Below are 26,501 nucleotides of genomic sequence, written 5' to 3' on the forward strand. Positions count from 1 at the left end.
TATGATATGTATAGTTTAATTTTTTCAGAATATGTTTTAATATATTCAAAAGAAGAGTTATGAAACGTTGAGTCTTTTAATACGTATTTTGGAGTTTGTTTGTTAAAAATCAAAAGCTTGATCAGATAGTGATCTAATTTTGGAGGTTTATTTTTATTGATTGTAGGACAGGAAATGTTATGGGATTTATTTAATTTTATCTTTTTCTTTTAGGTTCCTCAAAAGATCCAATAAAGATCAAATATAGATTGGTATTATATAATTAGTTAATTAAAATTAAATATTTTTAATGATTATTAAATATTTTTAATGATTAATGAGTACAGATATCAATCTTATTGATAATTTGCAAGACTATAAAAAATAGTATAGTACTTTACTATTGATGGTCTAGATATTATATTTTTATTGATTGATTCCGATAGGATTTTAAAGAAGATTGATTATTGATATTTATAGAAAAGAAATTAGTGTTTCATTGCCCTGTACATCAGTTATTTATATTTATGAATATTTATTGTTATGGCAGTATGTATATATTATTTTATTATAAATCCTGTTAGGAATTATTAGCTTTTATATCATACAACCGATAAAAAATAAAGCAATCCATTCAGAAGAATTACATTAGAATATATTATAATGTATTTGGTTACGAGCTTTGTCTTGAGCTATTGTATTATTTATTTGGAGATAGAGAGTATGTGTTGTTTTATTTGAAGTTTATTACCAAAAGACGTAGTTGAAATCGGATGATTTATAATTAGTTTGTAGCTAATTAAAGATTATAGTTTATGTAAAAATAGTGATAATGAATCATCAAACAATGATGATTGCCATATACTTATGGATACTTTTTTAGACTTGACCCTGCTGTGTATATCAATGCTACCACTAAGAAAAAACGCATGACTTAGAGTTGAAACTATAAAAAATGCCCGCATTTACGCTTTATAAGATGATTTAATATAAATTAAAGTGGAGATGTCTAAATGGGTAAGATAATTGGTATTGACTTGGGTACTACAAACTCATGTATTGCCATTATGGATGGAGGGCAGGCACGTGTAGTAGAGAATGCAGAAGGGGATCGAACCACGCCTTCTGTCATCGCTTATGCTCAGGATGGGGAAATTTTAGTTGGACAGCCTGCGAAGCGTCAGGCAATAACTAATCCAAAAAATACTTTATTTGCAATTAAACGATTAATTGGTCGTCGATTTCAAGATGATGAAGTACAGTGTGATATTAAAATTATGCCATTTAAAATTGTTGCATCCGATAATGGTGATGCATGGTTAGACATTAAAGGAAAGCATATTGCTCCGCCACAGATTTCAGCCGAAGTTTTAAAAAAAATGAAGAAAACCGCTGAAGATTATTTAGGTGAATCGGTAAATGAAGCTGTAATTACCGTTCCAGCTTATTTTAATGATGCGCAGCGTCAGGCTACTAAAGATGCTGGACGTATTGCGGGTTTAGATGTCAAACGAATTATTAATGAACCTACTGCAGCAGCATTAGCTTATGGTCTAGATAAAAATAAAGGTAATCGTACAATTGCAGTTTATGATTTAGGTGGTGGTACGTTTGATATTTCTATCATTGAAATTGATGAAGTGGATGGAGAAAAAACATTTGAAGTTTTAGCTACGAACGGAGATACTCACTTAGGAGGTGAAGATTTTGACAGTCGTATGATTAACTACCTTGTATCCGAGTTTAAAAAGGATCAAGGTATTGATCTTCATAATGATCCATTAGCGATGCAACGTTTAAAAGAAGCTGCTGAAAAAGCAAAGATTGAGTTATCTTCAGCTCAGCAAACAGATGTTAATTTACCGTATATTACAGCAGATTCTACTGGTCCGAAGCATTTAAATATCAAAGTTACTCGTGCAAAATTAGAATCTTTAGTTGAAGATCTAATTTTGCGTTCTATTGCTCCTTTAAAAGTTGCTTTAAAGGATGCCGATCTGTCGGTGTCTGATATTAATGATGTTATTTTAGTGGGAGGGCAAACTAGAATGCCAATGGTACAGGCTAAAGTAGCTAAGTTTTTTGGAAAGGAGCCACGTAAAGATGTGAATCCGGATGAAGCAGTAGCAGTTGGAGCTGCTGTGCAGGGTGGAGTTCTTGCTGGTGAAGTTAAAGATGTCTTGCTTTTAGATGTGACTCCATTATCACTGGGCATTGAGACTATGGGTGGGGTAATGACTTCGCTGATTTCTAAAAATACTACAATTCCAACTAAGCATAGTCAAATATTTTCTACAGCCGAAGATAATCAATCTGCCGTAACCATTCACGTAGTTCAAGGTGAAAGAAAACGGGCTATAGATAACAAATCTCTTGGACAATTTAATCTTGATGGTATTCAGAACGCTCCGCGTGGTATGCCGCAAATTGAGGTTACTTTCGATATTGATGCAGACGGTATTTTACATGTATCCGCTAAAGATAAAAAGAGTGGTAAAGAACAAAAGATTACTATTAAAGCTTCTTCAGGTCTAAATGATAATGAAATTGAAAAAATGGTACGAGATGCAGAAACTAATGCTGAATCAGATCGTAAATTTGAAGAATTAGTACAAGTTCGCAATCAGGGTGATCAAATTGCGCATAGTGTTCGTAAGCAGATAAGAGAATCAGGTGACAAACTTAATAAAGACGATAAAGATACTATTGAATCAATTTTAAATTCTTTACAAAATGCATTAAAAGGTGAAGATAAATCAGCTATTGAGTCTAGTATGAAACTATTATTAGAGGCCTCTGATAAATTAACAGAGTGTGCTAAAAAACAGAGTGGAACTAGCGGTACATCTGATTCCACGGAAAATATCAAAAAAGATGAGAATGTTGTCGACGCTGAATTTGAAGAAGTAAAAGATAGTAAAAATAATCGCACTTGATAGGGTATGGTAGCCCGTTAAAGCAACTGGTCATAACTACCACGGGTGTGGATTGTATCCATCCCCGTGCACCCGTGTTTAAGGGTAGGATTAATTAAAATGGTGAAGAGAGATTATTACGAGATTTTGGGTGTCACTAAGTCGGCAGATGAGCGGGAAATTAAAAAGGCTTATAAACGTTTAGCCATGAAGTTTCATCCCGATCGTAACCAGGGTGATAAGCGGTCTGAAGGTAAATTCAAAGAGATTAAAGAAGCTTATGAGGTTTTGACCCACCCCCAGAAACGAGCCAGTTATGATCAATATGGTCATTCTGCGTTTGAGCAGGGAGGTGTTGGCGGGGGTAGCCAAGGTGGTTTTAGTGGTACTACTGCTGATTTTGGAGATATTTTTGGTGATGTTTTTGGAGATATTTTTGGTGGTAATCGACGTCAACAGCGTTCTGCGCGTGGAGCAGACTTGCGTTATAAAATTGAGTTATCGCTTGAGGAGGCGGTACGAGGGGTGTCTAAAGAGATTCGCATTCCCACTTTAGAATTGTGTGGGGTGTGTCATGGTAGTGCAGTAAAATCAGGTACCAAGCCACAAACTTGTTCTACTTGTCAGGGAGCGGGTCAAGTACAGATGCGACAGGGATTTTTTACCGTCCAGCAGTCTTGTCCTGCTTGTCATGGACGAGGATCAATAATAAAAGATCCGTGCAATACCTGTCATGCTCAAGGCCGCATTGAAAAGTTAAAAACTTTAGTAGTAAAAATACCGGCAGGTGTAGATACTGGTGATCGCATTCGGTTAAGCGGTGAGGGTGAAGCGGGAGAGAATGGTTCTCCATCTGGTGATTTGTATGTGGAAGTACAGATGAAAGAACATCATATCTTTGAGCGCGAAGCGAATAACTTGTATTGCGAGGTACCTATTAGCTTTGTAATGGCAGCACTAGGTGGCGAAATTGAGGTTCCTACATTAGATGGCAGGGTAAATTTAAAAGTTCCATCAGAGACTCAGACAGGTAAATTGTTTCGTTTACGCAATAAAGGGGTGAAATCATTGCGAGGTGGTTCATCTGGTGATCTTTTATGTCGTGTTGTTGTAGAAACTCCTGTTCGTTTAAATGATAAACAGAAAATGCTTTTACGTGAACTAGAAGAAAGTTGTAGTGGATGTTTTGGTGAGCAAAATAGTCCACGTTCTAAAACGTTTTTTGATAGTGTGAAAAAATTTTTTGATGATCTTACGCATTAAATAATCTTAAAGCATTAATTTTTTCTGACAGCTATTTATGATAAATTACATAGTCTGTCAGATTTAATTTTATTTTAGATATACAAAATAAAATGCAGGATCTTAGATTGTATTTTAATGTAATAATTACAATGATGGGTATATTATTATCGTGGATAAAGTATTCATATGTTTGACTTGGTTTAAATGTAAATTTTTATTGTTATTTGTACAAATAAAATGATGGAGTCTTAAGTCTTTATGATATTTATTATGTTGTCCTATTTGTTAAGGAGAGGGCATGGGTTAGGTTGTTTTTATTAAAAAAGGGGTTCTTTTAAAAGTATATTCTGATGATGTTTTATATACATGATGTTGGATATATTAGTATAGTGAATCTATAAGTAATTTTTACTTTATTATAGAAAGTTAGATCATGTAATTAAGATAATTAATATACTTTTACTTTCTATAGTATTTACTAAATAAGTACATTATAATTTTTTCTAAATAAAATATGATTTTAAATTTGATTAAATTTTTGTACATAAATTTTGTCGATTTGTTTATATAATAGAATTATTGATATTTTATAATTGTTGAGATTTATACCATGAAGATATAGAGTCAATTATTTGTTGATATAACCGAAAATAGTTGATAATTAAAATTTTTCTGATGAATCAAAAATTAAAGTGCATATCATTTCATAATGAGGCCATTGTGAATTAGCTGTTCAGATGAATCCATTGATTGTTAATTGTATTTAAGTTAATTTTCTTAATCGAGAGAATAATTTTATAAATTTTATTTTTTAAGATATGAAATATCATTTCTTATTGTACGTACAGATGTAATTTGACAAGATTTATGATAGAAGAGAGGTAAGTATAATAAAAGATGAGTTTTTGAGAATTCTTGTATTTTCTTGTCTATATAAAAAATAATCAATATTATTCTTTACCTATCTATAATATTGTATGATGTCGTTTAGATTATAAATGTTATCCATTAGCTTAATAAGCTATCTTATATTAATGAGTTTCATGATCATCTTAATAATGGGAGCTCCTTGATAAGGATAGTATAGTAACAGGTTACTACCAGACCGTGTTATGTAGAAAAATTAGATGGATATAGGTTGAATTAAATAAATATTAAAATTTTGTGTTGATTAAATTTGAATAGGTTTATTATCATACTAATATATAGTGTTTATAATCGATTAGAGGTTAGTTTTTTCAACATTTGAGATTATATAGAGCTTATATTTAATTGAAGGGTAGTTATATTTTATATTATCTTTATGGAGTTTTATTTCAATGCATCAAGTGCCAAAATTTGATGGTTTAAACATTGATTATAGTGAAATGACTAAATTTGCAGTGATGGCTTCGCGTTGGTGGGATTTAGAAGGTGAGTGCAAGTTATTACATACGATGAACCCGGTGCGTCTTGATTGGATTAAGCATTATACTAGTGGTTTATCTGGAAAAAAGATACTAGATGTTGGGTGTGGGGGTGGTATTCTTGCAGAAAGTATGGCGAGTTTAGGTGCTAATGTTGTGGGTTTAGATATAGAGAAAGACCTATTACAAGTAGCTAGGCTACACGCATTGGAAAATGGAGTTAAAGTTCAATATGTACAACAAACAGCAGAAGAACATTTAGTTAACTATGCGGAAAAATATGAGGTAGTTACTTGTTTGGAACTATTAGAGCATGTACCAGACCCCTATTCTGTGATTTATGCTTGCTCTCGATTGGTAAAACCAGGTGGGGAAGTGTTTTTTTCTACTATAAATCGAACTAAAAAATCTTGGTTTTTAGCCATCTTTTGTGCAGAATATATATTAAGAATATTGCCACAAGGAACGCATAAGATATTGAAATTAATTCAACCTAGAGAGTTGCTTCATTGGATTGATAAAACGAAATTGTATGTGTATCACATAACTGGTATAGATTGCAATCCCTTAACTAAGTTGTGCAAATTAACTTCTAACGTGGATGTGAATTATATGGTGCATGCGCATAAAGAATTAGAATATTAAGTTATCTTGATATTGTGCATTATGTGTATCACATGATAATGTTATAGGTTAGATCTGGTTATCAATTGAGATTTCTTAATCTAATATCATCTTATTAATAAGTGACAATAGAATATAGGTAACTATCTAATGATTAAGAAGAGCTTGTTGCATGAAAAATCTAATGATTGATTAGGTTGTATATTTTCGATATTACATTTATGATATTGTTAATCTTAAGGATTTACCTTTTGTTTAAAACTGAGATATGAATAAATTATTTTATTCCATTGGATTTGGTAATAACAATATTAGATTCCATCAATTAGAAATGTTTTAATTCAGATTGAGTTTATTATGAAAATTTCATTTTAAAGGGATGTTAATATTAGTAAACATAGATTTTAATTGAGTATCTTTTTTAATCATACTTTGACATCTCTTATTTTTAGTATATAGTATATCTGAAATAAAATAAGATCCTCTGTAGTTCAGTTGGTAGAACGGCGGACTGTTAATCCGTATGTCACTGGTTCGATCCCAGTCAGAGGAGCCATTTAAAATAATCACTTAAAAAATTGAAATTATGCATTTATGGTGTATTTAAAAAAATAAAATACGAGTCTTTTTTAAAGAAAAAAATTATTTATAAGATATTATCTTTTTGATTAGAATCATTAGTAATTAAAAATAATGGATTATTAGTAACAATTATTATATAATTAAAATTAATTGGACTTTAATTTTCATTTTAGCGAACACTTAGATGGACTATATGAGTAGATTTATAGGATCGGTACAATTGTAAGTATATATATAATAACTTATAAACACTTTACCTACATATGTACATATATTAACATAGTAATGTTATTAACATAACATTGTGTTTTATTTTTTTTAATAAAAATATTAATCTGCATGCGTCGTTTTGTGCAAAGAATCAGCATGAAGTTGATAGTTATTTCTTATACATAGAAATAAGATAAAAATATCTTATTAATTTTTTTTAAATTAGTATTGATATTCAATTAGTTATGTATGCTATGATAGAATTTTGTAGTATATTTTGTGCTTTATCAGTGTTATTAGTGATAATTTAATTTTTGATCGGGAAAGGTAAGGGGTTTTGATTTTGGATATTTGATATAAAAAGTTAGTAAGATTCTTTGATTATGAAGAATGCGTTATTTTTAATACAAAATAAATGATTGTAATAGTATTGAATTGTATTCAATACTATTTCTTTTTTATTTTTAATATGATTGATTCATTATTTTTTAGAATTGTAATAAACAATATTAAATATAGTGAACTCATTAAGAATCTGATTAATATTGTTAATATAAAGTTAGTAAAATATGAGAAGTTATAAGATATAGAAAATGCTTAGAAAGCTAAGGTTGGTTATATATATTGATGCCTACCTATTACCTAGGTAGGCATCATGAAAGTAGCAATGTGTATGATAGAAGCTTAATTTTTAAAAAAAACGTTGTACTGATATGTTTGCTATTGCTTCTAGCGCAATACGCCATGGGGATATTGGCAGTATCTTAAGTGCTATTATAGCTTTATCGGCTTCTCTTTCCGCAGCTTGACGTGTTTTGTTTAATGAATTACAATTAATCATTGTTTCTAAAATTTGCTCGAGACAAGAGCCTCCATCTCCTTGAATAATGGCTGAGCGAATGAGATTAGCTTGTTCTTGGGTTCCATGATTCATAGCATGGAGTAAAGGTAGGGTGAGTTTTCCTTCTTCAAGGTCATTTCCTATATTTTTTCCTAATGTCTCTCCATTAGAGCTATAATCTAGTAAATCATCTATTAATTGAAAAGCGGTTCCAACATATCGACCATAATCTTGCAAGGCCCTTTCTTGATCTGTGCTAGCTTCTGCTAAAATAGCGGAAGATTGTGTTGCTGCTTCGAAGAGTTTCGCGGTTTTACTATAAATAATCTGCATATAATTCTCTTCAGTCATATCGGGATTATTGCGATTTAATAATTGTAAAACTTCTCCTTCAGCAATGATATTTACAGCGGCTGACATGACTGTTAGTATTCGTTTTGAATTCAGACTTGTCATCATCTGAAACGCACGAGTATAAATAAAATCACCAACCAAAACACTAGCAGAGTTTCCAAAAGTGGTGTTTGCAGTTGCTTGACCTCTTCGCATGTTTGATTCGTCAATAACATCATCGTGTAGGAGTGTTGCGGTGTGAATGCATTCAATGAGTGCTGCTATGGTAATATAATGTTTATTTGAGCAATTATTTATTGCTCGCGCAGCTAGAACAGAAATAATGGGACGGATGCGCTTTCCTCCTCCATTAATTATGTAGTAAATTACCTTGTTGATAAGAGACACATCTGAGTGCAGTTTGGTAAGTATGGTTGAGTTAATCTCTTCCATGTCTTTTGAAATAAGTTGATTAATTTGCTGTAAGTTCATTAGTCTATTTAACAATTTATCAGTTCATGTCTAGGATATATGTATTGATTGATTTTTGGTATAACAATTCAGACAATATAAAAAGATTGTACTGGAAAAATATTATGTGATCTTTTCTTTTATATGTTTAGCGATTTATATAGTATTGGGTAATAGATGCTTGTCTTTAGTCATAAAGTTTCGTAAAATTTATAATTCAATATTATTAATAATGTGGTATCAAATTGAATCAGGCAGGTGCAGAAGTGGAATTGAATATGTATGCAGTTTTTAAAAGTGGTGGCAAGCAGTATCGGGTTAGAGAAGGTCAAACTGTTCGTTTAGAAAAATTTGATCTAGCTGCTGGTGAGAGAATAATTTTTAATCAAGTTCTGATGATAGTCAATGGTATAGATGTGAGTATTGGTTCGCCTATTGTTAGGGGTAGTTTAATTCATGCAGAAATTGTTTCTCATGGTCGTGGTAAGAAAATAAAAATTATTAAATTTCGTGCTCGTAAGCACTATCATAAGCAACAGGGGCATCGTCAAAGCTTTACTGATGTGAAAATTACTCGTATTAGTTCTCCAGAGGATGATCTAAAAAATGGCGCATAAGAAAGCGGGGGGCTCAACCCGAAATGGACGTGATTCTCATTCGAAAAGGTTGGGGATAAAACGTTTTGGCGGTGAAGCTGTATTAGCTGGTACAATTATTGTACGTCAACGTGGTACTAAATTTCATGCTGGAAAAAATGTAGGGTCTGGGCGCGACCACACTTTATTTGCTACTGAAAATGGTAAGGTTCAGTTTGAAGTAAAAGGCTCAAGAAATAGAAAATATGTTAGCATTATTAGTATGTAGATTATTTAAATTATATCTCAATAACGATAGATTTTTTATTTATAAACAATTAGTGTATTTTATTATTATAAGTATGGCTTAATGTTAGATTCAGATTAGACCTACACAGATCTTTAATCGTCAATTAGGATCATCAAGATGCATAAACGTGATTTTTCATCGATTATTATGATTTATTTTTTTAAATTTTCATTTTTTCTTTCAAAGGTAAGGATTATAATACATGATCTATAATGAGTGAATAATCTTTCAAAAAGAAAGATAGCTATTGGGATGATTAAGGATAGAGATATGATCTAATTTTTTATCAAAAATAGATATTAAGTATAGATATATAAATAGATACGTCAGTACTTATATACTAGTCTTGCTAAGATTAGTATTTTACAATATATAAAATAATATTTTTTGATATCAATTTAGAAAAATATCCTTCTCTAGCTGGCTGAAGAGGATGTGTATGATGATCGTCATTTATAGTGAAAATAGAGACGTATATAATTGATGAATTCTAAATTACTAGATCGTAACTCATTATTGTTCATATATAATATAATTGGTGATATCAAGAGTCTTCATTCTGAGATGCTTTATGGTATCTATCATATATAATTTTTTACTTTAAGTTAAATGAGAGCGTTTATGTATATTTTAATAAGAATGGATTTTGTTTGTTTATTAGAGTGTAGATTGTTTTTTATAGAATAGTCATTACGGCGTCTATATTTCATTTTTTCTTGGAAAAAATCATCAATGTTAGGAAATAAAATTATTAGAGGGATATAGTAAAAAGATTATTGCGGAATATGTTTCAACAATTGTGAATGTTTGATTGTTTAATTTTTTATTTCAATATAAATTTGATTGCAGTAGTTATAATTTTTTAGCTGATTTTGAGTAATAGGATTCAGAATAGAAGATGATGTGTATCATTAGAAAAATGACCCATGTTGTTTAACATGGATGTAGAGATAATCATTCTTTAGTTGTATAAGTGTGCATTGTTTTCGGTATTATATAAACATTTTATTTTTATTATTTATTTATAATTTATAGAAAAATGTTTTATACATTACATAGTTTACTCGCTTTTACTCACTTGATCATTAGTATTAGTTTATCCATATATTCTTGATAACTACCTATTATAAAAGGTAGTTTGAGAAAATTTTTTAGTTACAGTATATGACATTATTTATAGGGATTAAAAATATTTCAAGTATAGTTCAAATGGAAATTATAAATACTGTAGCAACATTTTTTATAGTTTTTATAGGTTGTCGTATTTTATATTTAATGAATGTGAATAATTAAAATAGCTATAATAAGTTGATAATGAGTTTGTAAACACATTATTTTTAATCTTTTATATTTTTTATATTGTTAAAGAATTTGGAATAGATTTTTAATAAAAGGATTTTTGGTATTAAATGGTCTATGTGTGATTTGTAGTTGATCTAATTATATGCATTATTTTTATATCGGTTCATTTTTTTTGAAAATTAGAATAAAGCTGTGTAAGTGATGGAGAAGTAAAATGAAATTTATTGACGAAGCAGCTATAGTGGTTGTGGCTGGAAATGGTGGTCACGGTTGTATCAGTTTTCGTCGTGAGAAGTATATCCCACGTGGTGGTCCGGATGGTGGAGATGGAGGCGATGGTGGTGATATATATATAGAAACTGATTCAAATTTAAATACTCTGTCGTCCTTTCATTTTGAAAAAATTTTTAAAGCTGGATCTGGTCAGCATGGAAAAGGTTCTAATTGTACTGGTAAGCGCGGGAATGATTTATTAGTAAAAGTACCTTTTGGCACTCGTGTTATTGATAAAGGAACTGGTGAAGTACTTGTAGATATGGCACATCATCAGAAAGTTATGTTAGCTAAAGGTGGCTACCATGGATTAGGTAATACAAGATTTAAATCATCGGTAAACCGATCGCCTCGTCAGAGGACCATGGGGACTCAAGGTGAAATACGTGATTTACATTTGGAGCTAATTCTTTTAGCAGATGTGGGTGTATTGGGACTTCCTAACGCAGGCAAATCAACTTTTATTCGTGAGATTTCTGGCGCTAAGTTAAAAGTTGCTAATTACCCCTTTACTACATTGATACCTCGTCTTGCTGTTGTGTTCGTAGATAGAGAAAGGAGTTTTGTAATTGCTGATATACCTGGTTTAATTGAAGGAGCTTCCAAAGGTATAGGTCTTGGTATTCGCTTTCTTAAACACCTTGAGCGATGTCGTATATTATTGCATATAATTGATTTATCTTCGATGGAAGAAATGAACATATTAAGAGATATAAAAATTATTATGCATGAAATAGGGCAGTATAGTCAAACATTGTTCCATAAACCCCGTTGGTTGGTTTTCAATAAGATTGATTTATTAAGTAAGGAGCAAGCAAGATTAGTCAGTCAAGTGATTGTGCAGGAACTAGGTTGGCATCATAAATATTATTTAATTTCTTCTATAAATCATTCTGGTGTAGATGATTTATGCTGGGATTTAATTTCAGTGCTTCAAATGCCTCTACAGATAGACTCTTTGGATTCAATCCTATAATCATGTAAATGGAATTTATCATGAAATAGTAAAGAAGACAATCAAGATTATTCGGTATCTAAGCTATAACGCATATAGATATAGTATAAGACTAAAAAGAGTTGGGTATTCTTAAAGTGTATGGTTATCATTACTTTTTCTCTATATATTATATTAAGATATGAAATATTTTAGATTTATTTATATTATGAAACTGGAATAGGAGAGTAAAGTTACTATTACTATAATAGTGGTAATCTGATATTATAATAACTTTATTTAGAGTTGTAATAGAATAATATATTTCTGGTATATAAATCCTTTTTATTTAGTTTGACTGTTTATATTTTTATTTTTATTTTTAATCAAATTACATCGCGTAGTAAAAATTATTTTGACCTATAGGTATCAGCTGATAAAGTAAAGATCTTTAATATTAGGAGTAAAGGGCCTCAGGTGGTTTAATCGACTGATTTTATAATTGATATAAATATACAATCGGCCTTGTTGGTATTTCTTTCTATGTCTTCCGATACGCTTATTAATACAATCTGTGATTGTTTTAACAAAAAAATACTGTATTTTCTCGTGTCTTTTTTCGGAGTTATGCATGGAATTTCTTTTAGACCCCTCGATATGGGCGGGTTTTCTTACGTTGGTTATGCTTGAAATTGTCTTAGGCATTGATAACTTAGTTTTTATTGCCATATTAGCAGATAAACTTTCTCCAAATCAGCGCGACAAGGCCCGCCTGACTGGATTGTCACTCGCAATGATAACACGACTAGGTCTTCTTTCTTTAATTTCCTGGATGGTTACTTTAAGGCGTCCATTTTTTAGTATAGGTGACATTAGTTTTTCTGGACGTGATTTAATTTTACTGACGGGAGGTGTTTTTTTATTATTTAAAGCGACGATTGAACTTCATGAGCGTTTAGAAAATCACGATATGAATAGTTTAGGTCATAAAGGCTATGCTAGTTTTTGGTCAGTTGTAATACAGGTTATTGTTCTTGATGCGTTGTTTTCTCTTGATGCAGTTATTACTGCAGTAGGTATGGTAAATAACTTATCGGTGATGATGATTGCGGTGGTGATTGCCATGGGTGTGATGCTGCTTGCCTCGAAGCCCTTAACTAGTTTTGTGAATAGTCATCCGACTGTAGTTGTTTTGTGTCTTAGTTTTCTTTTAATGATTGGGCTTAGTCTAGTAGCAGAAGGTGTTGGTTTTCATATACCGAAAGGTTATTTGTACGCAGCAATTAGCTTTTCTATTATTATCGAGTTATTTAATCAAATGGCTCGACGCAATTTTATGCGTTATGAGGAACGTCGACCTATGCGAGAAAGAACCGCGGAGGCTATTCAGCGTTTGATAGGAGGAGATCGACAGAATGAGTCGCATGGTATAGATAATAGTACAATAGAAACTATTGCACCTCAAGAGGCTTTTAAAGATGAGGAGCGTTATATGATTAACGCTGTTTTAACTTTAGCGTCACGTTCTATACGGAGTATTATGACGCCACGAGGAGAAATTTCTTGGGTAGATCTAACTTGCTCTCCAGATGAAGTGCGTATTCAGTTGCTGGATACACCACATAGTTTGTTTCCAGTATGTCGTGGTGGACTAGATAAGATTGTTGGTGTTGTTAGAGCAAAAGAATTGTTAGTAGCATTAGATCATGATATCGATATTTCTTCTTTCTCTACTACTACACCGCCAATTATTGTTCCAGATACTCTTAATCCATTAAACCTCCTTGGTGTTCTTCGTCGAGCGAAAGGTAGTTTTGTTGTTGTTACTAGTGAATTTGGTATAGTCCAGGGTTTAATTACACCCTTAGATGTTTTGGAAGCTATTGCTGGTGAATTTCCTGATGAAGACGAAACTCCTGATATTATGGCAGATGGAGATGGGTGGTTGGTGAAAGGTGGTACGGACTTGCATTCATTACAACATGTATTAGATTATAAAGAATTAATTAAACCAGAAAATGATCATGAATCTTTAGCGGGTTTATTAATTAAATGCCAAGGTCGTTTACCTTTAACTGGTGAGGTGATTGATATGCCACCACTGCGTTTTCAAATTGTAGAAGCTAGTGATTATTGTATCAATCTTGTACGTATTATTAAATTTTAATAATATAACTAGTTGATACAACTATTATTATATTATTAAAAAGATGTTACTCAGTGGCTGATATGTATTATGAGATTGATTTTAATAGATCTAATTTTCTTGGTAAGATTTGAATCAAGTATTTTTCTTAAAAGAATAATACTTTTATATAAGAGTCCTATACACATATTATGCACAGATTTAGAGATAAGAAATAAGATATTAGAGTATGCTAGAAAATCTATCTTTTTCGATACGATTGAAAAGTTGTATTAAAAATACATTTATTATTTATGTTGATTAATATCAAGAAGGAGAGGGTTTTAGTATAGAGTTTTCTATTACACATAATTCCATTTTTATTATATTTAATAAAATTAAATGCTTCTATAAGAAAGTTATTAAAAATTAGTAACTGTTTATGATAAATAATTTCTGATAAAGAGAAATTATACTATGTATTAGAATAAGTTTCATTAAGACTAGTTTAGATTCTTATTTGAATATATAAACGTTATATACAAGAATAAGATTGTATATATTACTTAATAACGCATAGCTCTATTAGAGCAAACCTCGATATTTCTGGGATGAAAGCCAATTGTAAGGTAATTACAAAATTATAGGTTAATGAAAATTTTTATTAAAAGAGGATAGTAGTTTTATATGCAATATATTGCATATAAATGTATAAAAAATTTTTTTCTTATTATGGGTATGGAGAAGGGTGATAACTAGTTAGAGAAATATTTTTATGGTAGTTAGATGGTCCTTAATGTGATAGTGAGTACAGATTGTGTTTAATATAAATGTTATTCCAAGATATGTAAAAATTATGCGCAGGACACAGATGGATCTTTTAAAGGCGTTGGTAGCGGTTAGTTTTATGACTGTTTTTTCTCGGTTATTAGGTTTTATTAGGGATGCTGTTATAGCAAGGATTTTTGGCTCAGGTATAGTGACTGATGCTTTTTTTGTTGCTTTTAAGTTACCTAATTTATTACGTCGTTTTTTTGCTGACGGAGCTTTTTCTCAAGCGTTTGTTCCTTTTCTCTCTGAATATAAAGGTAAGAAGAATCTAGAGGTGACTAAAGTCTTTATCACACATGTTGCTGGATTGTTAACGCTAGTATTAGGGATAGTTATTATTTTAGGAATAATAATTGCTCCTTGGTTAATTAAGGTAACAGCCCCTGGTTTTGCTAACACTGTTGATAAAATTGAGTTAACTACAACGCTTTTACGTATTACACTTCCTTATATATTACTAATATCTTTGTCCTCATTAGTTGGATGCATTCTTAATACATGGAATTACTTTGCTGTACCAGCACTTGCTCCTGCATTTCTTAATTTAAGTATAATTTTTTTTGCATTATTTGCTGCGCCACATTTCCATCCTCCTGTTACGGCATTATCTTGGTCAGTATTAATAGGTGGTATTTTACAACTTGGTTATCAACTACCATATTTAAAAAAAATAGGTTTATTAGTTCTACCGCGTTTAGTTTTTCACGATATGGATGTCTGGCGTTTAGTGCATCATATGGGTTCATTAGTCCCCGGTGTTTCAGTAAGTCAGGTTTCTCTTATTATTAATACTATCGTTGCTTCGTTTTTGAGTCCTGGTTCTATTTCATGGATATATTATGCTGATCGATTGATGGAATTTCCTGTTGGAGTGTTAGGAGTAACGTTAGGTACTATTTTATTTCCTTTATTAGCAAAAAGCGTGAGCAGCGGCAATTTTACGGAATATTCATATCTAATAGACTGGGGCTTGCGTTTTGGTTTCCTTATAGCCCTCCCCAGCGCGGTGGCATTAGGTATTTTAGCGAGACCTCTTATTATAGTTTTGTTTCAATATGGTAATTTTACTGATTTTGATGTAGGAATGACTCAACATGCATTAGTGGCCTATTCGGTGGGATTAATAGGATTGATTATCATTAAAGTATTGGTACTGGGTTTTTCTGTTCACCAGAATATAAAAACTCCGTTAAAGATTTCAGTATTTACATTATTAGCCACACAGATTATGAATATAGTGCTAATTGGGCCATTCAAGCATGCTGGGTTATCGCTTTCTATTGGATTGGCTTCTTGTCTAAATACTGCACTTCTTTATCGGCAATTACGTAAACAGAAATTATTTGTCCCTCAGCCGGGCTGGATATATTTCTTTTTTCGATTAATTATCTCTGTTTTAGTGATGGTTGCTTCGTTAGTTAGCGTGCTATATATTATGCCCATATGGGACAGCGGGGGTATGATGGAACGATTAGCACGATTAATCATAGTAATTTTCATTGGTTTTAGTTCTTATATTCTAATGTTAGGTGTACTTGGTTTTCGTCTCCGTGATGTGATTCCTTTGTATAAAACGGGAGAATTTAGTTGAAAAAGATACATTAATTGGTGATAGAATAGTAGTAATTATATAGTTTTTCTGAAAGATATAATGATGGAATCATGTTGTATGGTGGCTATAGTTTATGAATAGGGTTTATTTTGTAAAATAATTGAGGGATATTGCATTTTTTATAGATTATAGTATAGATGTTTATATCAAAATATAGTGCTAAATAATTATGTTGTATTAGTTTTTGATTTAAAAACTTAAGTATTTATAAAATCTCTATTTACTTTAGTATATGCAATTTTTTATGATTGATATATATTCATAAATATTGTAATAATAACTATTGAAAAAGAATTATGGTATTTGAAGTGATTTTTTATAATTTTTTTTAAATAAGTTATAAAATGAAATTTTTATGTTGATGGTTAGTAGTTTTTCTTTTGTTTAGTTTATATTTAATGAATAATAAAGTCGATTTTTTATATATTCTAATGACTCTTGAGATATAACAAGAGATGTTCAGGTTTCTAGCTTTGGATTGGATTACAAGAATAATAGAGAGAAGGGTGTTTGTAAGATGTTATCTTTATTGAAAGAATTAATGAGTGTTTGTATCTTATTTTTTAATGTATTTTATAATGATATTTTGTAATGAAAATAATATCGATTGGTTTTTATTTTTTATATATCTTGACTCCTATAACTGTTTTAGCGGATCCACAGAGTATTTTACAACAGCGTTTAGCTCAAGTCAGTGGTATATATTTAAAATTTCATCAGAAGGTTATGGATAAAAATAATATTTTGATACAGGAGTCTGATGGTGAACTTTGGGTGCAACGACCTAATCAATTTTACTGGCATGTATTTAGTCCGGATGAAAATATATTACTGTCGGATGGACGAGACATGTTTTTTTATCATCCTTTAATTAATCAAGTTGTGATTTATCGTATAAAAAATGATCTGAGTTATAGTCCATTAATGCTAATTGTAGGCAAGAAGAATTCTGATTGGGAAGATTATAATATAATACAAAAAAATGATAACTTCTTTTTTACTCCTAAAAAGAGTGAAAAAGATCTTATTAAATTTTCTATTGAAATCACTAAATCTGGTATAATTAATCGATTTAGTGCTATAGAGGAGAGCGGATTGTACAGTAGTTATGATTTTCACAATCAAAAAAATATACTAGTAGATATGAATCAATTTAAACTTATATTTCCTTCCGGAGTGACGATCGATGATCAAAGATAGAAGAATCTTATCTGAAGAATGAAATTTACCTTTATATACCAATATAGAGGTCATAGATTTCTTTAATGGCTCGTATTATTTGATTGTTTAACATGTATATTTATAATAAATAAATTAATATAGAACTATTTATTTTGAATAACGATTAGTTTTATCTGTTAACATAAATAAAGTTTTCTAAAAAAATATTTTAAAATTCAAGATCTATATGTTATAATAATTTTGATTTAACTTTTATATGTCTGTGAAAATATATAGAAGATTCTACAGTATTTTACTATAAATATTTTTAGTTTTTTTATGATAGTCTTGACATAAAAGAAGAATTAGAAATCGATCTGTGATCCTACTTTGTAGTTAGGGTTACTGATAGGCGATAAATTTAGATCAGAGATTTGTTTTTTTTATTCTAGAATAGAATATTTTGATATTTTGATATATCTATAAGATATAAATTATAGAGTACTGATAAATTTTAATATTTTAGTTTGCGATGATTTATTAAATTTTTGAATTAGATATTTTAACGATTATATGATCTAGTGAGCATATTTTATAATGATGATTTTCGTATTTTGAATGTTTCATATTTGATATTTAATTACTCTAAGTATATTTCAGTTATTAATGTTTTTAATTTTTCAGTTTACAGAGAAAAAGTATGTAATATAACTTAATAAGTAATCTCTGTTTCTAATTTACTTAGAAGTCACATAAATTTGAATTCTTTAGATAAGTTGGGAAATATTTCAATTGATTGTTATATAAAATATTTCGATATATTCACTATAAAATGAATATATATAATTTTTAATGATAAAAGATATGGTGTGAGTATATTTTTTATTCCTTGGGTCATTTTATATAAATTGATAATTCATGCGTACTACTCAATATCTTCTTTCTACTCTTAGAGATGAGCCTTCTGATTCTGAGCTGGTCAGTCATAACTTAATGTTGCGTGCTGGAATGATTCGGAAGTTAGCATCTGGGTTATATATTTGGTTACCAACTGGTTTGCGTGTATTAAAAAAAGTGGAAAACATTATACGTGAAGAGATGAATAATATTGGGGCATTAGAAATTTCTATGCCTATTGTGCAACCGGCTGATTTATGGAAAGAAAGTGGGCGCTGGGAGAATTATGGTTTAGAATTACTTCGATTTTTTGATCGGAGTAATCGCTCTTTTGTCCTTGGTCCGACTAATGAGGAAGTAATAACAAATTTAATTCGATACGAGCTTAGTTCATACAAACAGTTACCATTGAACTTATTCCAAATCCAAACTAAGTTTCGTGATGAAATACGTCCTCGGTTTGGAGTTATACGATCTCGTGAATTCTTAATGAAAGATGGTTATTCATTTCATGCAACGCAGAAATCTCTTCAGGAGACTTATTTTGCTATGCATCATGCTTATAGTCATATTTTTAAGAGAATAGGTTTGAATTTTTGTGTCGTAGAGGCAGATAACGGAAGTATTGGAGGTCAAATTTCTCATGAGTTCCATATTTTCGCTCAAAGTGGTGACAATTGTATTGCATTATCTACTGAATCGGAGTATGCGGCCAATATAGACATTGCTGAAGCAATATCGGTTTCTGGAAATCGTAACTTTTCTACTAAAATAAAACGTGAATTTAAAACAGAAGGAATTACAAATATCAAAGATCTTGTTACTCAATTTGATCTTTCACTTACAGATGTAGTACAAACAATTGTAGTAAAAGCTTCTAAAGAAAGTAGTTCTGAATTTATTGCTCTTCTAATTCGAGGAGATCATCAATTAAATATCATTAAAGCCGAAAGTATTGATATTGTTGCTAAACCATTGAGTTTTGCTAGTGAAGAGGAGATTCGTGAAAAGGTAAGTGTTAGTTTGTGCTCATTAGGACCAGTTGGTCTTAATATACCTATTATTGCTGATCGCTCTGTGTCCTTGATGAGTAATTTTATTACAGGGGCGAATATTGATGGATGGCACTTGAGTGGTATTAATTGGGAGCGCGATTTGCCAATACCGCGCATTGAAGATATTCGTAACGTTGTTTCAGGTGATATCAGTCCTGATGGGAAAGGTACTATTTTTATTAAACGTGGAATTGAGGTAGGTCATATTTTTCAGTTAGGTGAAAAATATTCACGTGCGCTAGATGTATTCGTGCAAGACAAAGACAGACAACGCAAGATTGTCAGAATGGGTTGTTATGGTATTGGTATTAGTCGCTTGATAGCGGCTTCAATTGAACAAAGTCATGATGAGCGCGGTATTATATGGCCAACTGCTCTCTCTCCCTTTCAGATAGCAATTTTACCTATGAATATGCATAAATTAGATCGTATTAAACATATAGCTGAGGATATATATAGTCAGTTATCTTCGCTAGGTATTGATGTAATTTTCGATGATAGGAAGGAAGGGATAGGTGTAATGTTTTCTGATATGGAGTTAATTGGTATACCACATCTTGTTGTTATTAGTGAACGTCATCTTCGGAATGCAGAAGTTGAGTACCAATGTCGTCGTTCATATGAAAAACATATTATAAAAATTAGTGATATCATACCTTACTTAACAGGTTTGTTAAAAAAAGTGTCTAGTTTGGTCTAGACTAGTATATGTCTTCATAAAGATATAGAAAAATATTCTATATAATGTATAAATTAGAAATACGACTATACTTTTTATTCAATATTAAACCAAATAAAACTAGATCTATAATCTATAATAATAGATTTAAATTGTACTATACTAATAATATGGTAAACACATTATTTGTTTTATTGTTATAATTTCCATATTTATTTAATTTTTATTTATGTTGCATAATGCCTTTAATATACAATCCATGTTATTTTTTTATCATTAGATATTTTTTTCTGCAAAACAGAAATAAAGAACCAATTAAACCAAAGCACATCATTGCTAAAGGCAAGAGCATCATTAAACATATTAGTTGATTAGCATGGGAATGAAATATTGGTGTTTGTCCGAACATAAATCCTATCATGATAAGAATTAATACCCAGAGAAATGAGCTAGTCCAGTTGAAAAACTGAAAACGCAAATGATTTAAACCAGATAACCCGGCTAAAACAGGTAGAATAGTACGGACAAATGCAATAAAACGTCCAAGAAATAATGCAGATAATCCATATTGATGGAACATATGTTTAGATTTTTTATGATATTGAAGAGGAAGGTATGATAACCATTTTTTTACAGTATAAGTATTTCCTAGCCATCTCCCTTGAAGATAACTAACCCAGCACCCAAGACTAGCGGCAGTAGTTAGGATAAGTAAGGTAGTTACACAATTAATTGCGCCCTCGGCTATTAATGTACCCACGAGAATTAATAAACTATCACCTGGTAAAAAAGATGTTGGAAGTAATCCATTTTCTAGAAATAAAATTATAAATAAAACTAAATATAGTGTCCAAATAAGGGTGGGGTCTTCAAGGATAACGTAATCTTGTTTCCACAAGGCCTGAATGAGAGAGGTTAAGATACTCATTAGTTATATTAGCTCCACTACAAGATGTGAATGCTTATCTTATTAGATATATAAATTGGATGTAATTCGTTGTAGATTTTTTTAATTATATCTGTTTGATAATCAAGTCAGATTGTGATTAGTTATTTTCATGTGGTTCTCAATGGGTTGAGGTATGAATATAACCATAAGGACTGATTATTTTAGGTATTTTTGATTAATGATTGCATTATGGTATCTACTTATAGTATGTTTTATATCCACTTTCTTAATATTCTGTTACGTAGTAACAAGATAATTGTTTAATAATATATTTAAAATAGTAGTTGTCAGTAGTATTTGACTGGACTGGTAATCGTATTAATAAAGATTATATGCGGATTTCTTATATAATATAAGATATAAACTATATAGATAGATAGTGATATTTTAACAAGGTTAATGTACGAATATAAATATTCGTATTCTAAATATTCCATTAATTTATCACAAGATGATAAAGGATAGCTCTAGTTGATTTATAAAAATTATAAGAATATAATAATCATTGATTTTAAGTTTTGTTTTGTAAATTACATAAGTACGTATGGTTGAAAATATATGTTTTAATATATTTTGTAACATAGGATGATTATAAATAAGAACTTATGATCAAGTGTTTTAGTGTTAAAAAATCACACCACTTTTAATTGGCTGGTGGTTTAGTTATTTAATATTAAGTGTGATATACTGTATTTATTTTTTAATCAATATTAGATTTTAAAGCTAATATTGTAATTATATAGATAAATTTGATCTTCATACAGCTGTTTCAAAAGTTTATATACGATGAAGTTTATTTTTTTATTAGTAATGTTTGATTTTTTTCTTCTTTATGTGAAAGAATAGGTTCTTTTTTTCCTTCCACAACCAACCGGTCAATAATTACTTTTTCAACTGTATTTATGGATGGAAGGTCATACATGATTTTTAGTAATATATTTTCTACTATTGATCGAAGTCCTCTTGCTCCAGTTTTTCGTTCTATTGCTTTTTGCGCGATAGCCCAGAGAGATTCTTCGAGGAATTCTAACTTAACATTTTCCATATTAAATAATGCTTGATATTGTTTAGTGAGTGCGTTTTTAGGCTCTCTCAGAATACTAACTAGTTCCTCTTTATTAAGGTTATCTAGCGTTGCTATTATTGGAAGACGACCAATAAATTCCGGAATAAGACCAAACTGAATAAGATCTTCTGGTTCGACTTGTGCGATCAGCTTATTTTCTGATATTTTTTCTGACTGCCCTGTCACCAACGCATTAAAACCTATGCCAATTCCAGTATCTATTCTTCTTGCTATGACTTTTTCTAGCCCTGAGAAAGCACCTCCACAAATAAAAAGGATTTTAGAGGTATCGACGCTTAAAAATTCTTGTTGTGGATGCTTTCGTCCTCCTTGTCGTGGCACAGATGCAATAGTTCCTTCAACTAGCTTTAGGAGGGCCTGTTGAACCCCTTCACCAGACACATCGCGAGTAATTGATGGATTATTTAATTTGCGAGATATTTTATCAATTTCATCAATGTATATAATTCCATGTTGAGCTTTTTGTATGTTATAATCACATTTTTGTAGCAGTTTTTGAATAATATTTTCTACATCTTCGCCAACATATCCTGCTTCAGTTAGGGTGGTAGCGTCTGATATGGCAAAAGGTACATCAAGTAGGCGCGCCATAGTTTCTGCTAATAATGTTTTACCTGTCCCCGTTGGACCAATCAGAAGAACATTGCTTTTTCCTAGTTCAATATGATTTGGAATTTTAGCATTACGAATGCGTTTATAGTGATTGTATAGAGCTACTGAAAGCACTTTTTTAGCTTTATCTTGTCCAATAACGTATTCATCGAGATGGATACGAATGTTGTGTGGATTCGGAAGTAAATGAGCTGGATCTGGTTCTGTTTGATCGTTTTTTTTGTCTTGATCGATCATATCATTGCATAAATTAATGCATTCATTGCAGACATATACTGAGGGTCCTGCAATTAGTTTTTGTACTGTATATTGGCTTTTTCCGCAAAAGGAACAATGCAGGATTTCACCTGAACCGTCTTTGTTTTTATTGGTCATGATTCTTTCTCTTTATAATTTTCTATTCACTACAAGGTTAGAAATATATCTCTAGTTTAATATGCGGTAATTTTGTATAAAAAAATAATTGTATACAATATGAATTGTGGTGTGATGTATTAGGTGCGTTGAGAGAGAATAGCATCGACTAAACCGTATGAAACTGATTCTTGAGAGGATAGGAATCGATCTCGATTAGTATCATTATCAATTTTTTCAACAGTTTGACCAGTGTGTTTTGCCATTAACTGGTTCATTATTTTTTTTGTTTTGATAATTTCGCGTGCATGAATATCGATATCAGAGGCTTGTCCTTGAAAACCACCTATGGGTTGATGAATCATCATTCGTGAATTAGTTAAACAATAGCGTTTACCCTTTGTACCAGATGTGAGCAGTAGCGCTCCCATAGAACATGCCTGTCCTATGCAAATAGTGCTTATGTCTGGTTTAACAAATTGCATGGTGTCATAAATCGACATTCCAGAAGTAATAACTCCACCAGGAGAATTGATATAAAGGTGAATATCTTTTTCTGGATTATCAGCTTCTAGAAAGAGAATTTGCGCTACAATTAAATTGGCCATATAATCTTCAATAGGTCCAGTAAGAAAGATAATTCGCTCCTTCAGAAGGCGCGAATAAATATCGTATGCACGTTCTCCTTGAGAGGTTTTTTCAACGACCATTGGTATTAAAGTCATAAAATCTCTAGTGCTCGCGTTAATTTTACTATGTAACACAGTTATCTCCTAGTTTACTCTTGGGTAGTAATTAATTTACATGAGAGGTGTTTAGGATTTCAGAAATCTTCAATGAAAGTTTTGTGTCTAAATGTTAATAATTATAAGATTTCATATCTAGATGAGCATTATTTGGGGTCTTTCTTGGGTATTTCAAGGTTGTCATGGAGTTTAATTATTGAAAGGAAGCGATTTTATGTTATATAATTATTAAAAAATTATGTTATTGGAAGGGAAGTTGTAACTGCTGGTCATCAAGAGAAAATATTTTACTTTTCATATCGGTATATTCCGAAAGAATAGTGATTTATTTTTCAGAAGGAGGGTCATTTTATAAAAAATCGATATATATAAGAACTGTGTATAAGTAATTACTATATCGTTTGAGAATATGTATTTCTAAATACTTGATTTAGTTTTTATTTCTTTCACTATTATTAAATAGGAATAGATTTGATCTAATATATATGATGAACCTACTAGATAAGAATCAATATATTATTGATTTTCCGATTAGCAATAAATTAAGAAAGATGTTTTTAATTTTTTTAATGGAGTGCACTACATTTAATGGAGTGCACTACATATTGTATTAGAATATGATTCATGTTAAATGCTATTGTTAGATAATAAAGAATTTTAGATACCAAAATTTTTAATATGGATCAAAAAGTAAATCTTATGTAAGTCCGGATAATAGAAGATTCTTTATGAAAATATGTAATTAGTTTCTATAGTATGTTACTATAAAGTATGTTAATACAAATATTATTATATATTTTTTATGATAGATGAATTGATTTATCAAAAGAGAGAAGATTTTGATTTAAATATTATAGAATAATTCTATTGGCTGATTTTTAAAATATCGGAAATAGGATATTTTTCCTTTTTCCTGAATTTATTTTATTTTATTTATATATTATCTATGATGGTATGATTTTAAATTTATTTTTATATTAGTTTTTCATATCTCTCTACTTTCTTGAACTAAGGTGCTTATTTTGTCCTGATTTTTATTATTTAATATCTTATGGTATGGGATATATTGGAGAAGGGATTTTCATTATTGAATTTTTCTTATAAAATAACTAAGTTAGTAGCTTACTATAGTTTAATTCGTGGTGATCAGCCTGCTGGATTACTTCTTTTACTATGGCCTACTTTATGGTCTTTATGGTTATCAAAGATGTCTTCTCCATCTTTTTATGTTTTCTTTGTTTTTATATTAGGTGTTTTTTCTATGCGTTCTGCTGGTTGTATAGTTAATGATCTTGTTGATTGGAAAATTGATGGTTATGTTAAACGTACATGTAAGCGGCCTATCCCGAGTGGATTAGTATCAAAAAAAGAAGCAAAAATACTTTTTTTGTTTTTTATCTTTTTGTCTTTTTCTTTAGTTTTAACGATGAATCAAAAAACGATTTTTTTGTCTTTTATTGGTTTATTTTTAACCCTAATTTATCCATTTATGAAACGTTATACTAATCTACCACAGGTGGTTTTGGGTATAGCTTTTAGTTGGCCCATTCCCATGGTGTGGGCAGAGGTTACGCAAAGTCTTCCGAAAATTTGCTGGTTATGTTTTTTAGTAAATACTGCTTGGGTAATGGTTTATGATACGCAATATGCTATGGTTGATCGATCTGATGATTTAAAAATTGGTGTACGATCTTCAGCAATTTTATTTAATCGTTATGATAAATTGATTATTGGATGTTTACAATTATCAGTATTAATCGTATTAATATTAATCGGATGGCAAGTTCATTTAGCTCCGAGTTTTTATTATAGTATTTTCATTATGTTTTTATTGTTTATGTATCAGCAGATACTAATAGCTGATCGTCATCCAGAAGATTGTTTTAAAGCGTTTCTTAATAATAACTGGGTTGGATTTGTTTTATTTCTTGGTATTTTGTTTAGTATATAAGTTAGAACATCTTATATAATATTATTATTTAAATTTTACATAGGAATTATTTACATTAGGTATATTTTATAGTTTTTCTTATATGGATTATTATAAATAAATTTTGGACTAGGTAAGAAATAATAATGCCAACCGCAATAAATATATGAACAAGAAATTGTCTATATATGACATGGTTCTCATAATTTTGTATAGATATCGCATCTATATACAATAAAAATTTTATTTGAATTGATATGATGTATAATTACTGAGTTTTTAACAAAATCTGTTAAAGATCCCAATACAGTGATATGGAGGCTTAGTTGAAATAATTAATTTTAACATTGCGAACCAAAATAAAAGCATCAAAGATGTATTTTTGATAAGTTTATTCTGTATATTGAAATTATAATTTGATAGTTTGTTTTAAAAACATCTACACATTCATAATTGAATGATT

General features: G+C 30.4%; 14 protein-coding genes, 1 tRNA gene and 1 pseudogene. 12 read left to right on the plus strand and 4 right to left on the minus strand.

Going from position 1 to position 26,501, the window contains the following annotated elements:
- Window positions 1–992 precede the first annotated feature (992 nt).
- The 4 genes from dnaK (at window position 993) to HACICURV3402_RS00800 (ending at window position 6,725) form a co-directional block, all read left to right on the plus strand.
- Window positions 993–2,915 carry a molecular chaperone DnaK gene (gene dnaK / locus HACICURV3402_RS00785; RefSeq protein WP_157992478.1) on the plus strand — a complete coding sequence of 641 codons (1,923 nt, stop codon included), beginning with the start codon at window positions 993–995 and terminating at the stop codon, window positions 2,913–2,915.
- Window positions 2,916–3,014: 99 nt separating this feature from the next.
- Window positions 3,015–4,157: a molecular chaperone DnaJ gene (gene dnaJ / locus HACICURV3402_RS00790; protein ID WP_157992886.1), complete on the plus strand. Its 1,143-nt coding sequence runs from the start codon at window positions 3,015–3,017 to the stop codon at window positions 4,155–4,157.
- A 1,301-nt stretch (window positions 4,158–5,458) separates the two neighbouring features.
- Window positions 5,459–6,190: a bifunctional 2-polyprenyl-6-hydroxyphenol methylase/3-demethylubiquinol 3-O-methyltransferase UbiG gene (ubiG, locus tag HACICURV3402_RS00795; RefSeq protein ID WP_157992479.1), complete on the plus strand. Its 732-nt coding sequence runs from the start codon at window positions 5,459–5,461 to the stop codon at window positions 6,188–6,190.
- A gap of 459 nt (window positions 6,191–6,649) precedes the next feature.
- Window positions 6,650–6,725 (plus strand) — tRNA-Asn (locus HACICURV3402_RS00800).
- 927 nt (window positions 6,726–7,652) lie between these two features.
- Here the strand turns inward: HACICURV3402_RS00800 and ispB are convergent.
- Window positions 7,653–8,627 (minus strand): octaprenyl diphosphate synthase, encoded by a 975-nt coding sequence (ispB, locus tag HACICURV3402_RS00805; protein ID WP_157992887.1) that lies wholly within the window; start codon window positions 8,625–8,627, stop codon window positions 7,653–7,655.
- A gap of 257 nt (window positions 8,628–8,884) precedes the next feature.
- On the opposite strand from ispB, the gene rplU reads away from it, so the two are divergent.
- From rplU to HACICURV3402_RS00840, 7 genes and pseudogenes are all read left to right on the plus strand, one after another.
- A complete protein-coding gene (rplU, locus tag HACICURV3402_RS00810) occupies window positions 8,885–9,223 on the plus strand; it encodes a 50S ribosomal protein L21 (protein WP_157992888.1) in 339 nt (112 codons plus the stop codon).
- Window positions 9,213–9,470, plus strand: coding sequence for a 50S ribosomal protein L27 (rpmA, locus tag HACICURV3402_RS00815; RefSeq protein ID WP_157992480.1), 258 nt, complete (start codon window positions 9,213–9,215; stop codon window positions 9,468–9,470). Before rplU ends, rpmA begins: the two co-directional genes overlap by 11 nt.
- A gap of 1,537 nt (window positions 9,471–11,007) precedes the next feature.
- Window positions 11,008–12,000 (plus strand): annotated as a pseudogene (gene cgtA, locus HACICURV3402_RS00820) (Obg family GTPase CgtA); the annotation flags it as partial.
- Between the two features lie 631 nt (window positions 12,001–12,631).
- Entirely contained in the window at window positions 12,632–14,167 is a 1,536-nt protein-coding gene (locus tag HACICURV3402_RS00825; protein ID WP_157992482.1) for a TerC family protein, read from the plus strand.
- A gap of 829 nt (window positions 14,168–14,996) precedes the next feature.
- A complete protein-coding gene (murJ, locus tag HACICURV3402_RS00830) occupies window positions 14,997–16,547 on the plus strand; it encodes a murein biosynthesis integral membrane protein MurJ (protein ID WP_157992889.1) in 1,551 nt (516 codons plus the stop codon).
- A gap of 612 nt (window positions 16,548–17,159) precedes the next feature.
- Entirely contained in the window at window positions 17,160–17,768 is a 609-nt protein-coding gene (gene lolA / locus HACICURV3402_RS00835; RefSeq protein ID WP_157992483.1) for an outer membrane lipoprotein chaperone LolA, read from the plus strand.
- Window positions 17,769–18,647: 879 nt separating this feature from the next.
- Window positions 18,648–20,381 (plus strand): proline--tRNA ligase, encoded by a 1,734-nt coding sequence (locus tag HACICURV3402_RS00840; RefSeq protein WP_157992484.1) that lies wholly within the window; start codon window positions 18,648–18,650, stop codon window positions 20,379–20,381.
- 241 nt (window positions 20,382–20,622) lie between these two features.
- Here HACICURV3402_RS00840 and HACICURV3402_RS00845 read toward each other — a convergent pair whose 3' ends face one another.
- From HACICURV3402_RS00845 to clpP, 3 genes are all read right to left on the minus strand, one after another.
- Window positions 20,623–21,288, minus strand: a complete 666-nt coding sequence (locus HACICURV3402_RS00845; protein WP_157992485.1) for a DedA family protein — start codon at window positions 21,286–21,288, stop codon at window positions 20,623–20,625.
- A gap of 814 nt (window positions 21,289–22,102) precedes the next feature.
- A complete protein-coding gene (gene clpX, locus HACICURV3402_RS00850) occupies window positions 22,103–23,383 on the minus strand; it encodes an ATP-dependent Clp protease ATP-binding subunit ClpX (protein ID WP_157992486.1) in 1,281 nt (426 codons plus the stop codon).
- 119 nt (window positions 23,384–23,502) lie between these two features.
- Window positions 23,503–24,087, minus strand: a complete 585-nt coding sequence (gene clpP / locus HACICURV3402_RS00855; protein WP_157992890.1) for an ATP-dependent Clp endopeptidase proteolytic subunit ClpP — start codon at window positions 24,085–24,087, stop codon at window positions 23,503–23,505.
- A gap of 1,108 nt (window positions 24,088–25,195) precedes the next feature.
- Between clpP and ubiA the strand changes: the two genes are divergently transcribed.
- On the plus strand, window positions 25,196–26,059 hold the full coding sequence (ubiA, locus tag HACICURV3402_RS00860; protein ID WP_157992487.1) for a 4-hydroxybenzoate octaprenyltransferase: 864 nt from the start codon (window positions 25,196–25,198) through the stop codon (window positions 26,057–26,059).
- The last annotated feature ends 442 nt before the right edge of the window (window positions 26,060–26,501 follow it).

This window comes from Candidatus Erwinia haradaeae, from assembly GCF_900698925.1.
Lineage (GTDB): Bacteria > Pseudomonadota > Gammaproteobacteria > Enterobacterales > Enterobacteriaceae > Erwinia_E > Erwinia_E haradaeae_I.

Coding starts and splice junctions, on each gene's coding strand:
- dnaK (WP_157992478.1), top strand. CDS start 993: ATGGGTAAGATAATTGGTATTGACTTGGGTACTACAAACTCATGTATT.
- dnaJ (WP_157992886.1), top strand. CDS start 3,015: ATGGTGAAGAGAGATTATTACGAGATTTTGGGTGTCACTAAGTCGGCA.
- ubiG (WP_157992479.1), top strand. CDS start 5,459: ATGCATCAAGTGCCAAAATTTGATGGTTTAAACATTGATTATAGTGAA.
- ispB (WP_157992887.1), bottom strand. CDS start 8,627: ATGAACTTACAGCAAATTAATCAACTTATTTCAAAAGACATGGAAGAG.
- rplU (WP_157992888.1), top strand. CDS start 8,885: ATGTATGCAGTTTTTAAAAGTGGTGGCAAGCAGTATCGGGTTAGAGAA.
- rpmA (WP_157992480.1), top strand. CDS start 9,213: ATGGCGCATAAGAAAGCGGGGGGCTCAACCCGAAATGGACGTGATTCT.
- HACICURV3402_RS00825 (WP_157992482.1), top strand. CDS start 12,632: ATGGAATTTCTTTTAGACCCCTCGATATGGGCGGGTTTTCTTACGTTG.
- murJ (WP_157992889.1), top strand. CDS start 14,997: ATGGATCTTTTAAAGGCGTTGGTAGCGGTTAGTTTTATGACTGTTTTT.
- lolA (WP_157992483.1), top strand. CDS start 17,160: ATGAAAATAATATCGATTGGTTTTTATTTTTTATATATCTTGACTCCT.
- HACICURV3402_RS00840 (WP_157992484.1), top strand. CDS start 18,648: ATGCGTACTACTCAATATCTTCTTTCTACTCTTAGAGATGAGCCTTCT.
- HACICURV3402_RS00845 (WP_157992485.1), bottom strand. CDS start 21,288: ATGAGTATCTTAACCTCTCTCATTCAGGCCTTGTGGAAACAAGATTAC.
- clpX (WP_157992486.1), bottom strand. CDS start 23,383: ATGACCAATAAAAACAAAGACGGTTCAGGTGAAATCCTGCATTGTTCC.
- clpP (WP_157992890.1), bottom strand. CDS start 24,087: ATGACTTTAATACCAATGGTCGTTGAAAAAACCTCTCAAGGAGAACGT.